The following is a 13510-nucleotide window of genomic DNA, read 5'->3' as shown; positions in this document are numbered from 1 at the left end:
CGTGCGACCGCCGCCCCGGTGCGCGGTTCAGTCGTCCAGGTTCAGGTCCTGCGAGCTGTCGTCGGTGGTGAGCCCTTCGAGTTTCCGGGCCTGTTCGATCACGGTGGACAGCATCTTCAGGCTGTCGACGCTCAGGCCGTTGGCGCGCAGGGCCACCTTGCGGACGTCCTGGTCGCGCATGGCGGCGAGGAGGCCGATCTCCGCCTTGGTGCGTTCGGCGGCCGCGCTGTCGACGAAGTAGCCCGCCGGTACGCCGAAGAAGTCGGCCAGGGCTTTGATGGTGTGCCGCGTCGGGTTCCGCTTGGCGCCCGTGCGTAGTTGCTGGATGGCGCTCGCCGTCACCCCGCGGCCCTCTCCGGTCGCGGCCTCGCGGATTCCCTCAGCGACCTCCGCGTAGGTGTACGGCCCCCGGGAGGGAGGGTGCACCTCACGGAAGAGGTGGTCCAGGAGCTGGGCGAAGGTGGGCGACTGGTCATCCTCCACGTAAACGACCTCCTTGGCATGATGCCGAGTCCTTGCCCACCACAGTGTTCCTCGAAGCCCCCAAGGTCGGCCCCGGCGACACTTTGGTTGACGCCTGACAGATACTCTGGTGTACGTTATCAACGCCTCGCCGCCACTGAAGTGTCGAGGGGGCGGTGGTGGTGCAGGCCGGGCCGGGGTTGAGCTTCACGGGGGTGAGCTCGGCCGGTGGTACGGAGCGCCGTGGCCGTCTCGGGCGGACTCGCCCCGGCCTGCGCGTGACGAGGTGGGGGAGGCGGGGCCCGGCGCCTTCCGGTTCGCCGACCGGCGCGATCGGACGGAGCCCGGGCCCGCGGCGCCGGGCCCGGGTGCGTCGCCGGGTTCGGTCGTTGTGGCGCACGCTTGGCCTCTTCGGCCTCAGGCCTCTCCGGCGTCTTCGCTGTCCTCGGCGTCTTGCGGGTGGCGCGCCATGTGTGGTCCGGCCGGGCGCAACGGTTGTCGGCCGACTGTGCGAGAGCCTGGCTGGCCCGGCTCGACCCGCAACCGGGGCGGAGCCCATTTCAGGGCGGCGGCGTTGATCCCGGGGCGGCCCGCCTCGACGAGGGGCGCGGTTGAGACGGTCGCCGGAAGCTCGGCTTCGCCTGTCAATAGTCGCCCGTCGCCCGTCGCCCGTCGCCCGTCGCCCGCGCCTGTCGTCCGACAGCCGTCGGGTCGGGAGTGTCGGCAGCGCCGGGCGGGGGCTGGGAGAGAAGCGTCGGCGGGCGGCCGCGCGGCCCGTGTCCGTCGATGCGAACGAGAAGAGCGCGCACGCATCTGTACGCCGGGAAGTTACCTCCAGTAAGTTACCGCTTGGTAAAGGCTGTGTTGCCTCACCGACCAGGCTTGCCGCCTCACTCACTCAGATTCAGATACCGGGGGAGTCATGAACCGGAGTACCGCCGGCCTGCTGGCCGTCGCCGTCGTCACCGCCCTCACCGTCGGCGCGGCGCCGACGGCCGCGGCCGCGCCTGCCGCAGCCGCGCAACAGACCGACAGCAGGGCGTCCGACCCCTTCTACCGTTACGACGGCAGTGAGCCGCTGTCCTCGTACGAGCCGGGCGACGTGTTGAAGAAGCGCACGCTGGACTACCACGTCCTCGGCATCCCGACGCCGGTCAAGGCCATCCAGCTGCTCTACCGCTCGACCGACGCCCAGGGCCGGCCCTCGGCCAACGTGACCACGGTGGTCCGCAGTCACCGCGGCGACGGCAGCAAGGCCGTTTCGTACCAGTCGTTCTACGATTCCCTCGACCCCGAGGACGGCCCCTCCCGGGCCATCGCGGGCGAAGTCACCCTCGGCGGCATCATCGCCAACGTCGAATCCCTGGTCATGGCACCGCTGTTGCTCAAGGGCTACGACCTCGTCATCCCCGACACCGAGGGCCAGACCGCCGAGTTCGCGGCCGGTCCCGCGTACGGGACGAACACGCTCGACTCGATCCGGGCGAGCACCCGGGCCGCGGGGACGGGTCTGCACACCGGGACCAGGTTCGGACTGCTCGGCTACTCCGGTGGGGCCATCGCCACCAACTGGGCGGCGGCCCTGGCCCCCGCGTACGCGCCCGAGGTCAACAAGCAGCTGGTCGGCTTCGCCGAAGCGGGCGTGCTCGTCGCGCCGGCGCACAATCTGAAGTACGTCGACGGCACCCTCGTGTGGAACGGCGTGCTGCCGATGGCGGTCATCGGCGTATCCCGCGCCTACGACATCGACATCAAGCGCTATCTGAGCCCGAAGGGCATCGCGGTCTTCGACGAGCTCGAACACGGCTCGATCATCGATGCGCTGGGGCGCTACCCGGGGATGACCTGGAAGGACCTGGCGAAGCCGGAGTACAAGGACCCGAACTCCATTCCCGCCTTCGTCGACGCGGTCAACAAGGTCAACCTCGGCGAGGCCGCCACCCCGACCGTCCCCGGCTTCATCGGGCAGGGGAACGCGGGTTGGCTGGAGGGAACGTTCAACAAGCCCGCGGGCATCGGCAGCGGCGACGGTGTGATGGTGGCCGGTGACGTGCGGGCGCTGGCCAACCAGTACTGCGCCACCGGCAACACATCCATCAAGTACGAGCAGTACAACCTGCTCAGCCACTTCGGCGCCATGCCGTACTGGACACCGCGCGCGATGGCCTGGCTCGACGACCGGTTCGCGGGCAAGGCCGCCCCCACCAGTTGCGGTCGCATCCCCGCGGGCAACTCGCTGGAGCCGGAGAAGCCGGTCGGCACGAACTGACCGGCCCGTAGGGCAGTGGTGCGGCCCGTTTCGGCACGGGGGTCGGACCGTACGGCGGTGGTGCGGCCCCGGCCTACGAGGGACCGCACCACCGCCGACCGCCGGGCCGCGTGGCTGGGACAACAGCACCCACTGCCGACCACCGCGGCTCGCGGCTACGACAGCACCTTCGTCAGGGCCGCGAGCGCGGACCCGAGTTCCTCCTCGGTGATGGTCAGCGGCGGCGCCAGCCGTATGGTCGAGCCATGGGTGTCCTTGACCAGCACGCCTTCGGCGAGGAGCCGCTCGCTGATCTCCCGGCCCGTGCCGATCGCGGGGTCGATGTCCACGCCTGCCCACAGCCCGCGGGCCCGGTAGCCCGTGACACCCGAGCCGACGAGGGCGGCCAGGCCGCGGTCCAGTACCTCGCCCAGCTCGGCGGCGCGCCGCTGGAACTCGCCGGTGGCCAGCAGGTCGAGGACCGCCGAACCGATCGCCGCCGACAACGGGTTGCCACCGAACGTCGAGCCGTGCTCACCGGGCCCGAGCACGGAGAGCACATCGCGGCGGGCGACCACGGCGGAGACCGGGACGATACCGCCGCCCAGGGCCTTGCCCAGGAGCAGCATGTCCGGCACCACCCCTTCGTGGTCGACGGCCAGCGTGCGGCCCGTGCGCCCCAGACCCGACTGGATCTCGTCGGCGATGAAGAGGCACCCCGCGCGCCGGGTCAGTTCACGGACCCCGGTGAGATAGCCGTCGTCGGGGATGACGACCCCGGCCTCACCCTGGACGGGCTCGATCAGCACGGCCGCCGTCGTCTCGTCCACGGCGGATTCCAGCGCGGCGAGGTCGTTGTACGGGACGACACGGAAGCCCGGGGTGAAGGGCCCGAAGCCGGCGCGGGCCGTTTCGTCCGTCGAGAAGCTCACGATCGTCGTGGTGCGGCCGTGGAAGTTGCCGTCGGCGACGACGATCGTCGCCCGGTCCGGTGAGACGCCCTTGACCTCGTACGCCCACTTGCGGGCGACTTTGACCGCGCTCTCCACGGCCTCGGCGCCGGTGTTCATCGGCAGCACCATCTCAAGGCCGGTCAACGCCGCCAGGCGCTCGGCGAAACCCGCCAGCCGGTCGTGGTGGAAGGCGCGTGAGGTGAGGGTGAGTTCGTCGAGCTGGCGGTGCGCGGCCTCGATGAGTGCGGGATGGCGGTGGCCGAAGTTGAGAGCGGAGTAGCCCGCCAGCATGTCGAGGTAGCGGCGGCCCTCGACGTCCTCGACCCAGGTGCCTTCCGCGCGGGCGACGACCACGGGCAGCGGGTGGTAGTTGTGCGCGAGCACCGGAGCCTCGGCCCGGATCAGCTGCTCCGAGGAGCGCGTCTCGGACGCGGAGACAGTGGCGGAGGTAGTGGCGGCGGTGTCGGTACCGGTGTCGGTCATCAGCGGATCTCCAGAGTGCAGCACTTGATGCCCCCGCCGGCCTTGCGGAATTCCGAGAGGTCGACGGGAACGGGGACATGGCCTCGGCGGCTGAGCTCATCGATCAGGCCGTGGGCCTGCGGCGCGACGAAGACGTGACGGCCGTCGGAGACGGAGTTGAGGCCGAACGCCAACGCGTCCTCCTCGGTGGCGATCACCGCGTCCGGGTAGAGCCGCCGCAGGGCCTCGCGGCTGCCCGGCGAGAACGCCGCCGGGTAGTAGGCGACGTTTCCCTCGTCGCTTCCCTCGCCTGTCCTCCGGCCAGCGCTTTCGCCCGTTCCTTCGTCCGCGCCCGGCTCCCCGCCGAGGAAGAACAGTGCGGTGTCCAGGTGGTAGAAGCGCGGATCCACCAGGTCGAGGCCGATCACGGGCCTGCCGAAGAACTCCTGCACCTCGCGGTGCGCGGCGCTGTGCGTACGGAAGCCCGTTCCCGCCAGCACGTACCGCCCGGCCGGGACGAGGTCGCCCTCGCCCTCGCAGACCGACCGGGAGGGGTGCACGTCGTACCCGGCCTCCTTGAACCATCTCGCGTACGCCGCCGACTCCGGCCGCCGCTCGGCCGCGTGGAAGGACGAGCCGAAGACCTTTCCGTCCATGGTGAGAGCCGCGTTCGCCGCGAACACCATGTCGGGCAGACCGGCGACCGGAGCGATCGTCTCGACCGTGTGGCCACGGCTCCGGTACGCCTCGACCAGAGTCCGCCACTGGTCACGGGCGAGAGGGAGATCGACCGGTGTGCCGGTGTCCATCCACGGGTTGATGGCGTAGCGCACCTCGAAATAGCGGGGCTCGCACATCAGATAGCGCCTGAGGCTCGGGCGATCACCCAGCGGGCCACGTTCCACGGGCACAGAGTTTTCTCCTACGGGCACAGAGCTCCTCCGCTTCTCCGGTGACGATGGGGATGCCTTCACCGTAGAAAGCGGCTGATACGCCCGACAAGAAAGAAGAGCTGCGTACATACGCAGGAATGCTGCGCAGATACACGACTCAGGGCAGGTTCGCTGCGTCACTGCCGCCGCTCGCGCCCGCCCCGGTGTCCGGTGCGGGCTCGCTGGCTCCGGCCTCCGGACTGTCCGGCAGCAGGTGGGACAGCACCATGTAGCTGATCGTCTTGCGGATGAAGGGCTCGCTGCGGATCCGCTCCAGCACCTCCTCGAAGTGCTCCACATCGGTGGCCCGGATGTGGAGCAGGGCGTCGGCGGCCCCGGTCACCGTCATGGCCGCCGCGATCTCCGGGTACTTGCGCGCCACCTCCGCCAGGCGCCTGGGCGGCGCCGCGCCGTCGCAGTACACCTCGATGTACGCCTCGGTGCGCCAGCCGAGTGCGGCCGGGCGGACGGTGGCCCGGAACCCCGTGATCACACCTGTGGCGCGCAGCCGGTCGACCCGGCGTTTGACGGCGGTGGCCGACAGTCCGATGGCCGTGCCGATCTCGGCGAAGCTCGCCCGGGCGTTCGCGATCAGGGTCGCGACGATCTTCCGGTCGAGCTCGTCGAACGGCGTGGGCTTGGTGGTCATACGGGCGATCATCCCCTCGTGCCGCCCCGGGATGGGGGCTGTCTGCCTCCCCATCCTGCCGGTTCGTGCCCGGTGTGTGCGGTGTGCCCGACGGCGGTGGGCCCCTGCCGTGATGGAAAGGTTCCGGCCTCATCGGGCGACTCCCGGTGCGGAGTGCGCAATTCCCGACGTGGCCGGAGCTCCGCTGCTCTAGCGTGATCGCATGAGCGAAGATTCTTCCTTCTTAGTGTCGTCTCTCCGGGATCTGGTGTCGGACGAGGCGTGGGCGGGGCTGGTCGATTACCCGGTGCGGCATCGTCCGGCAGGCGAGACCCTGCTGTGGCAGGGTACCGAGGGAACACAAGTTCTGGCCCTGGTGAGCGGGTTGGTCAAGGTGGTGCGCACCGACCGTGACGGGCGCAAGCGGCTGCTCGCCTTTCGCGGTCCGGGCGAGATCCTGGGGGAGATGGCGCTTCAGCGTGGGGATGTCAGGCTGGCCGACGTGCAGACGATGAGCATATGCAAAGTCACCGTGATTCCCGCTGACGATTTCCGGCGCCTCGTGCGCGAACACCGGCTCGCGGAACCCCTCGCGGAGCTGGCGACACGACGGCTGAAGGAGCAGACCGAGGTCCACGACGGGGACGTACGCGAACGCCTGGTGATGGCGCTGCTCCGCCTGGTCGAGGTCTCCGGCGGGGCGCGCTCCTTCTCCCTGACCAGGGACGAGCTGGCCCAGCACATCGGAGTGGGGCGCAAGTTGGTGAGCAAGGCGCTGGTGCAGCTCGGGCCCGCGCTGGTGCAGGCCGGCAAGAGCCGGGTCGGCGTGGTCGACGTGGAAGGTCTGCGGAAGGCACTCGACGGTCCCGCCGCCGCATGACCGGGGAGTGACGCGCGTCATGTCCCGTCGGTGCCCGCGGAGCGGAACGACCGCGTGGCCACTGTGAAGCTCGAAAGGCCGGACCACTTCGTGGACGGCGTCGCAGCCCGGCTCGAAACCGCCGGGCTGCCCTTCACAGAGAGCACGGAGGAGCCACATGAGCGAGCACATGAGCCAACTCCCGCAGGCGATCACGGGTTCGTACACCCGCAGCCGGCCGCTACCGCCCTACCGGGGCATCCTGGCCGTCGATGCCAAGGACTTCACCGGGCGCCCGGCCATCGAGCACGAGGCCATCAGCCGTGTCGTCCCCGAACTCCTCAGGACCGCGCTGGTCAGGGCGGAACTCCTGGAGCTCTGGGAGAGCCGTGTCTTCCCCGCCACGACCGGCGACGGGTATGTCTTCGGGTTCGATCCCGCGCTCATGCCCTTCGTGGTCCACCCCCTGCTGCTCACGCTCCAGGAAGTGCTGACCGACTACAACGTCCTGTCCCACGGGGCGGCGCCGATCAGGCTCCGGGCCAGCCTGCACATCGGCCCCCTGCCCGACACCGGCGACGAGTTCGGAGGCAACGGGACGGCCCGCAACGACACGCACCGCCTGCTCGACTCCCGGCCGGTCAAGGCGGTGCTGGCCTCCCACAAGGCCAACATCACGCATGTCGCGGCCATCCTCTCCGCCCGCTGCTACGACGACGCGGTGGCCGGCGGGTACACCGGGCGCCACCTCGACCACTTCGTCGAGGTCGCCGCGACGGTCGAGGGCAAACCGTTCTCCCAGAAGGCCTGGATCTACGTTCCCCAGCCCTCGGGGCCGCTCTACGAAGAGCCCGCGCCCGAGGGGACCGCCCAGGAGCCGGTGGCGGAAGCGCCCAGTCCGCTCGGGGGCGGCGACAGGCGGAGCCCCGGCGTGAGGAACAGTGCGCCGCGGGGCAACATCAACACCGGCACCGTTCACGGCGGACAGAGCGTGGACAACTCCCGTACCGCCGGGGACCGCATCGCCGGGGATCACATTGCCGGGGACTACGTGGGCGGCAACAAGGCCAAGCGCGTCCGCGGCTTCCAGGGGGACAAGGTGCGCGGGGACAAGCGGCAGGGGCGGAAGTGACTCCGGACGCGGGCGCACCACCGGAGTGGGATTTCGCCGCCTTGATCGACGCCATCGGCGGGGCCGCAGGTGTCGCGGGAGCGTCGGGGCCGTTCGTGTACGCGCCGAACGGAAACATCAACGCAGGTTCCGTCCACGGCGATCAACAGGTGCGCAACGCCTCTGCCCGCGAAGGCCGGGGGAGGCGGGCGGCCACGGTGCGCGAGGGACCCATCCCGAAGGCCGAAGTGCGGGCCGCCGCCTTCGGGTTCGCGGAGCCGGACTGGTTCGGTCCCGCCCTCGGCAAGCTCCGCCCGGGGCCGCTCTTCCTCGTCGGTCGGCCCGGCTCCGGACGGCGTACGGCGGCGCTCAACCTGCTGCGGCAGGCCTGCGGCGAGGACGCTCCGCTGCGGGCCTTGGACGGGGTCACCGAGCTGGACCGCTGGGAGCCCACCGACAGCTCGGCGCGCGGATATCTGATGGACGGGCTGTTCCCGAACCGGCCTCTGGGGTCGGGCGTCCTCGGCCATGTGCGCTCGCTGCTGGAGCAGGCCGAGGCGCGCATGGTGATCGTGCTGCCCGATGACGCGGCCCTGCTGCACCGCCTCGAACACGACCTCCATATCAGCCCCACCTTGTGCGAACCGCCGCCTCCCGCCCGGGTGTTCGGCAGCCACTTCGAGGCGGCGGTACCGGGACAGCACGAACGCGAACGACTGCTCGCGGCTCTGGGTCACCGCCATGAGCTGGGGGACCTGCTGGTACCCGAGCTGGTGCCGGCGGAGGTGGTGGAGCTGGTGTCGGCCATCGTGGCCGCCGACGGCGATCCGGACGCCCTCGGCGACGTACGGGCCCGGCTGAGCTACCGGGCGGAGCGGGAAGTCCCGCAGCTCATAGCGGAGTTGTGCGGTGATCCGGACGCCCTCGCCTTTCTGCTGGCCGCCTGTGTCTTCGAGGGCCTGGACCACCGGATCGTCAGGGAGGAGGCCGACCGGTTGCTGGAGCTGTCGCAGGGGCGTCTGACGGCCATGCTTCCGGCGACGGATGCCCAGGGGGCCGAGAAGGCCGAGCGCCCGAACCCGGACTTCGTCTTCCGGCGCTCCCTGACGGAACTGCTGCACGCCGTCCGTGCCGCCCGGCAGACGCGCGAGATCCGGACGGAGGGCGCCTACGCGCACAGCGTGGAAGCGGTGACGTTCGTCCGGCACCGGCAGGCCGAAGCGGTGCTCCGGCACGTATGGCGTGAGTACGGGCAGCTCTCCGATCTGCTGGTCGCATGGCTGGGGGAGGTGCACCGCTCCGGTGAACTGACCCGCCCGGTGGGCGAAGTGATGGGCCGGGCCGCGAGTTGGGGAGGCGGCCGACGGGCGCTGCGGCACATCGGAGCTCTGGCCGGGGCCGAGCGCACGACCGGCCGACTCATCGCGGCCCACGCGCTGGGTATCGCGGCCGAGGATCCCGTACTGGCCGCGGAGGTGCGCTATCGCCTCCAGCGGTGGAGCGTGGCGGCCGACTTCCGGCTGCGGACCACGGTGGCGTACACGTGCGGCGCGGAGTTCGGCCTGTCCCGCCCGGCCGTAGCCCTGAAACTCCTGCGCACCCTGGTCCTCGGTGGCCCGGTTCGCGACGGGGCGGGCCATGAGGCGGACGACCGGGTCCTGATGGCGGTGCGGGCGGCGACCCTGCAACTGTTCCGCGCCGGAAACGAGGAGAGGGTATTTGGTCATCTTCTCGACTGGCTGGGTGCGGAGCAGTCCGACACGGAACAACTGGTGGTGACCTTCGGCCAGTTGTTGCAGTATCCCCGGTGGTTCCAGTGGCATCTCGCCGAGGGGGGCCATGGAGGGCGGGCGATCACCGACACGATTCATCTCGCACTGAACACGGAAGCCTCGTTCGGCACCGTCTGTGCGGCGTTGCTGAACTGGTCCCAATGGGGTCAGTGGGACGGAAAGCTGGGCCGGGCGGTGGAGAACCTGTTCGCCTCCCTGGCCCGTTCCCTGCGACCCGGTGAGTTCCGCCTGTTCGTGGAAATGGAGGAGAAAGGAGTCGACGGCTGGGCAGGGCTGGAAATCGCACGGGACGCGCTCGGCAGATGGCGTTACGGAGAACGCGGAGAGCGCTGGGGTCGCAGGGAACACGGGGGACACGGAGAACCTGGGGAGGCGGCATGAACGACCAGTCCAACGAGCGTCTCTACTATCGAGCGTCCAGGCCGCCCTGGCGGGAAATCCTCAGCCACCGGTGGTCCGCCGCACGGGACTCGTCCCTGGTGCTCCGGAATGCCGACGGAGACTACTTCCTGCTCGGCGCCCCCGGAGAAACCGAGGACACCGGAGCCTATGTTCCGCTGCCCGACGAATCCGCCGCGCCTGGGATCGGCGGCAGTTACACCGATGTCTTCCGGGTCGACGTCACCGAGCACGTCGACATCCAGGCCGTCGGCCTTCCCACGGTGTACGGCAGGGAGTCCGTGGAGCTGTGGGTGGCGTGGTGGGTCCGCGATCCCGTACGGGTCGTGCGGGCGCAGACCCTGCACGGCTGGCACATGGTACGCGCTCACCTCACCAGCGTCCTGCGCCACTTGACCGAGGCCCAGGAGTCGGCGGGCAGCGGACTCGGAGCCCCTGAGATCATGCAGCACCTCGGCGTGCCGCAACACCTGGAAGAGACTGGTCTGAGCTACCGGGTCCTGGACGTACGGCTCCGGGAGACCGGCGAGGAACTGCGTCTCGGCCAGGACGAGGGCGACGGCGTGCGCTACTCGTGGACGACCAGCCGACGCGGCGAGTACGAGTTCTGCCTCCAGGCCCTTCGTGCCGGACCGGCCTCGCTGGCAGCCCTCTGGTTGCTCAGGCACCCCGACCAGGTGCGCCAGGTGCTGGACTGGGCCGTCGACCACGAGCGGCTGCTCGTCCCGCCGCGCACCGACTGGCAGGAGGAACTGGCCGCGCTGCTCGGCACGCTGACCGACCAGGAGCGCAAGGAGATCTCCTACCTTCTGCGCGACCGCCTGTCCGCACTGGGGCGACCGGTTCCCGGAGTTCCTCTCTGAGGCGGGAAGACATATATTCGATATTCGGATGCATGGGCGGGCGCGCTGTCTTCGGGCAGCGCGCCCGCCCGCTTATGTCCCTCGGCTTATGCCCCTCGTCCCTCAGAATCTCAGGGTGTGACCACGGTCACCGTTTTTTCGGGTTCCGGGAGCGGACCCGCAAGCAGATGTACGGGAATCTCAAGGCGTCCAGAAGGAGACGCCTGAATCGGTTACCGGGGCGTCCGTATCGAAAGGGTGACATGCGATCCGAAGAGACCTGTCGTAAGGGTGAGATCGAGAACGCAGACGAGGGAAAGGGAAAGGGGAACGGGAAGGGCAACGTCATCGAATTCCCCGGGGCGAGGGAAACCGCCGAGCCAGCGAACCCGGCCCGCGAGACGCCGGATACGGCCCAGGAGCCGGACATCCCCCCGGCCACGGTCCTGAAAGCCGAGCGCGGGATCATCAACACCGGTACCGTGCACGGCGGTCAGCACATCACCGCCGTCGAGCTCCGCAGCCACGTCGACCCCGGAGCCGACGGTGACTTCTGAGCTCTTCCGGGCCGACGGCCTCGACGGCCTCGGCGCCGTCGTCGCGGCCCTTCCCGCCCGGCCGGACACGCTGGTCTATGCGCCCCAGGGCGCGTTCAACACCGGCACGGTGCACGGTGACCAGCGCATGAGCATGTCCGCCCCGGCGGACAGCGGCCCTGCTGCGGGACCGATGAGGCAGGGCCCCGTGCGGGCGAAGCGCCTGGCGGCGGTGAGGCGTCGCTTCGCGGCGCCGCCCGGGTTCGACGAAGCGCGCGCCGCACTCGACTCCGGCATCGTCGTGCTCATCGGTGAACCGGGCACCGGGCGGGAGACCCACGCCCTCAACCTGCTGGCCCACGGCAGGGAGGAGCCCGTGGTCGTCCAGGTGGACGGGGCCGTCAACCTCTCCCGGTGGACACCGCGGCCCCGGGGCGTGCACGGCTATCTGGTGATGGAACCTCCGGACCCGTTCGAGCTCCGGGCCTGGGACCTGTCCCGGCTGGAGGCCCTGTTGGCGGAGGCGGAGGCGGGAGCGCGATTGGTCATCGTCGTCGCCGACGCCCCCGGACTCGGCGGAACCCTGGAGGACCGCATGGGCGTGCCGGTCCTGCGCCACCTCCCGCCGGACCCGGGGAAGGTCTTCGCCGCCCATCTCGCGGACGGCTGCCCCGAGCAGGAGGCGTCCGCCGTGTGGCTGCGTACGCTGGAGCCCGGCCAGTTCGCCCAGCTGTTGCCCGACGGGCTGCCGCCCCGCAGTGCCGCGCAGACGGCGGAAGCCGTGATCCGGCTCGGCGTCGTCGGCGGGTCCTCCGGCACCGAGGTGGTGCGGGCTCTGGCCCGGGCCGAGGGCCGGGAGATCGTCGCCCGCGCCCAGGCCGAACCGCCTCTCCTCGCCCACCTGGTCTCCGTAAGCGTCTACGGCGGTCTCCACTGGGGTGTCGTGGCGGAACGGGCGGCGGAGCTGCTGAGCGTCACAGGGACCGCCGGGCGGCAGGATCCCGCCCAGTGGGGCTCCGGCCAGAAGCCTGCCGACCCCCCTCCTCGGCGCCCCTGGCCCGACATCCTCCGCGCCCTCGGAGCACACCGGGCCCCGGGCACCGGCCAGGCCGACACGGGCACGGACACCGTGTCCTTCTTCCGGCCCGCGGTGACCGAGACGGTGTGGGAGGTCCTGTGTCGTGAACACGCCTACCTCCTGCCGAAGTTGCACACCTGGCTCGCGGCGACCGGACACGAGGCCGACCAGATCGAACGCGCCGGCCGGGCGGCCGCCTCGATGGCGGCGGCCACCCTCGGCCGCTCCCTGGAGTACCTGCGCGACCTGGCGCTGGCACCGTACCCGGCGGCTCCGGAGGTGGCCGCCCGGTGCCTGGGTGCGGCGGTCAGGGACCCTGCCGCGGCGCGCACGGCGAGCGATCTGCTTGAACAGTGGAGTACGGAGACCGAAGCGGCCCTGCGCAAGGCTGTAGCGCACGCCTGCCACGCGGACCGGGGAGGGCTCGCCACCGGGCACGCGCTGGACCTGATCCACCGGCTCATGGACACGCCGACCGGCGGACCGGACGACGACACGGCCGTCTTCACCACCGTCGAAACGGCTCTGGTGCAGCTCTTCGCGACGGGCGACTCGCGGGCCAGAGCCACTGTCCTCGGCCGGATGCGGGAGTGGAAGGAGCGCGGCGGCGTCCCCGGTCTGCTGGCAGCCCTGGCCTTCCCCGGCATGGCGAGCGCGGACATCACCTGGTGGAGCGAGCGGATCCCCGGCGACGCCGAGGTGGCGTCGGGCGCCGTCGAGCTGACCGGGCACGCTCTCAACGAATCGATCACCTACGGAGCGATGCGTGACGCCCTGCTCGTCTGGTGCTGCGGCGCGGACGGGCCGGAGCACCGGGGCCGCCGGGCTCCGGAGGAGCTGTTCGACGGTCTGGTGGCCGCCCGGCAGCCCGGATTCCTGCGCTGGCTCCTCTCCGTCGAGAGAGGGCCGGACACGCTGCCCGGCAAGGGTCTGGCGTCCCTGGCGCTCACCGAGTGGCGCAGCAAGTCCCCTGCCCTGAAAGCGGATCAACCACGCGGATCAACCACGCAGATTCACCAAGCAGTTCGACCACGCAGTTCCACCACGCGGATCGACCACGCGGACTCTCCCGGAGGAACCATGCCCCTTCCCCCTCACCCCGGACTCTTCTCCACCGTCGAGCGCCACTGCGCCGACAGCGACCCGACACCCCGGCTCCGGCTCTTCGACGGATCGGAACCAGCGGGCATCCCCCTCACCCTGGGGC

At 70.6% G+C, this 13510-nt stretch carries 11 protein-coding genes; 7 read left to right on the top strand and 4 right to left on the bottom strand.

The annotated features are described in order from the left end of the window. Positions 1 to 27 precede the first annotated feature (27 nt). Positions 28 to 483: a helix-turn-helix domain-containing protein gene (locus tag CIB93_RS25895; RefSeq protein WP_096630257.1), complete on the bottom strand. Its 456-nt coding sequence runs from the start codon at positions 481 to 483 to the stop codon at positions 28 to 30. A 901-nt stretch (positions 484 to 1384) separates the two neighbouring features. On the opposite strand from CIB93_RS25895, the gene CIB93_RS25890 reads away from it, so the two are divergent. Next, positions 1385 to 2731 (top strand): lipase family protein, encoded by a 1347-nt coding sequence (locus CIB93_RS25890; protein ID WP_096630255.1) that lies wholly within the window; start codon positions 1385 to 1387, stop codon positions 2729 to 2731. Between the two features lie 155 nt (positions 2732 to 2886). On the opposite strand, the gene rocD is transcribed toward CIB93_RS25890, so the two are convergent. The 3 genes from rocD to CIB93_RS25875 form a co-directional block, all read right to left on the bottom strand. Beyond that, entirely contained in the window at positions 2887 to 4146 is a 1260-nt protein-coding gene (gene rocD, locus CIB93_RS25885) for an ornithine--oxo-acid transaminase (RefSeq protein WP_096630254.1), read from the bottom strand. Then, on the bottom strand, positions 4146 to 4982 hold the full coding sequence (ddaH, locus tag CIB93_RS25880; protein WP_096630310.1) for a dimethylargininase: 837 nt from the start codon (positions 4980 to 4982) through the stop codon (positions 4146 to 4148). Before ddaH ends, rocD begins: the two co-directional genes overlap by 1 nt. A 193-nt stretch (positions 4983 to 5175) precedes the next feature. Then, on the bottom strand, positions 5176 to 5706 hold the full coding sequence (locus CIB93_RS25875) for an Lrp/AsnC family transcriptional regulator (protein ID WP_096630308.1): 531 nt from the start codon (positions 5704 to 5706) through the stop codon (positions 5176 to 5178). Between the two features lie 202 nt (positions 5707 to 5908). On the opposite strand from CIB93_RS25875, the gene CIB93_RS25870 reads away from it, so the two are divergent. The 6 genes from CIB93_RS25870 to CIB93_RS39100 form a co-directional block, all read left to right on the top strand. Further along, a complete protein-coding gene (locus CIB93_RS25870) occupies positions 5909 to 6565 on the top strand; it encodes a Crp/Fnr family transcriptional regulator (RefSeq protein ID WP_096630245.1) in 657 nt (218 codons plus the stop codon). Between the two features lie 157 nt (positions 6566 to 6722). Beyond that, the gene (locus CIB93_RS25865) at positions 6723 to 7676 is read left to right on the top strand and encodes a hypothetical protein (protein WP_096630244.1); all 954 of its coding nucleotides are present in this window, start codon (positions 6723 to 6725) and stop codon (positions 7674 to 7676) included. Next, positions 7673 to 9829: a hypothetical protein gene (locus CIB93_RS25860; protein ID WP_257002358.1), complete on the top strand. Its 2157-nt coding sequence runs from the start codon at positions 7673 to 7675 to the stop codon at positions 9827 to 9829. The genes CIB93_RS25865 and CIB93_RS25860 overlap by 4 nt, the downstream gene beginning before the upstream one ends. Beyond that, on the top strand, positions 9826 to 10710 hold the full coding sequence (locus tag CIB93_RS25855; protein ID WP_096630242.1) for a hypothetical protein: 885 nt from the start codon (positions 9826 to 9828) through the stop codon (positions 10708 to 10710). Before CIB93_RS25860 ends, CIB93_RS25855 begins: the two co-directional genes overlap by 4 nt. 242 nt (positions 10711 to 10952) lie before the next feature. Then, positions 10953 to 11246, top strand: a complete 294-nt coding sequence (locus CIB93_RS25850; protein ID WP_096630241.1) for a hypothetical protein — start codon at positions 10953 to 10955, stop codon at positions 11244 to 11246. Next, a partial coding sequence (locus tag CIB93_RS39100) for a hypothetical protein (protein ID WP_257002357.1) occupies positions 11236 to 13510 on the top strand: 2275 nt, incomplete at its 3' end. The genes CIB93_RS25850 and CIB93_RS39100, both read left to right, overlap by 11 nt.

The sequence above is a fragment of the Streptomyces sp. WZ.A104 genome (assembly GCF_002382885.1).
Lineage (GTDB): Bacteria > Actinomycetota > Actinomycetes > Streptomycetales > Streptomycetaceae > Streptomyces.
Note: the sequence above shows the minus strand (reverse complement) of the source record. Positions and strands in the feature narration are given on the sequence as shown.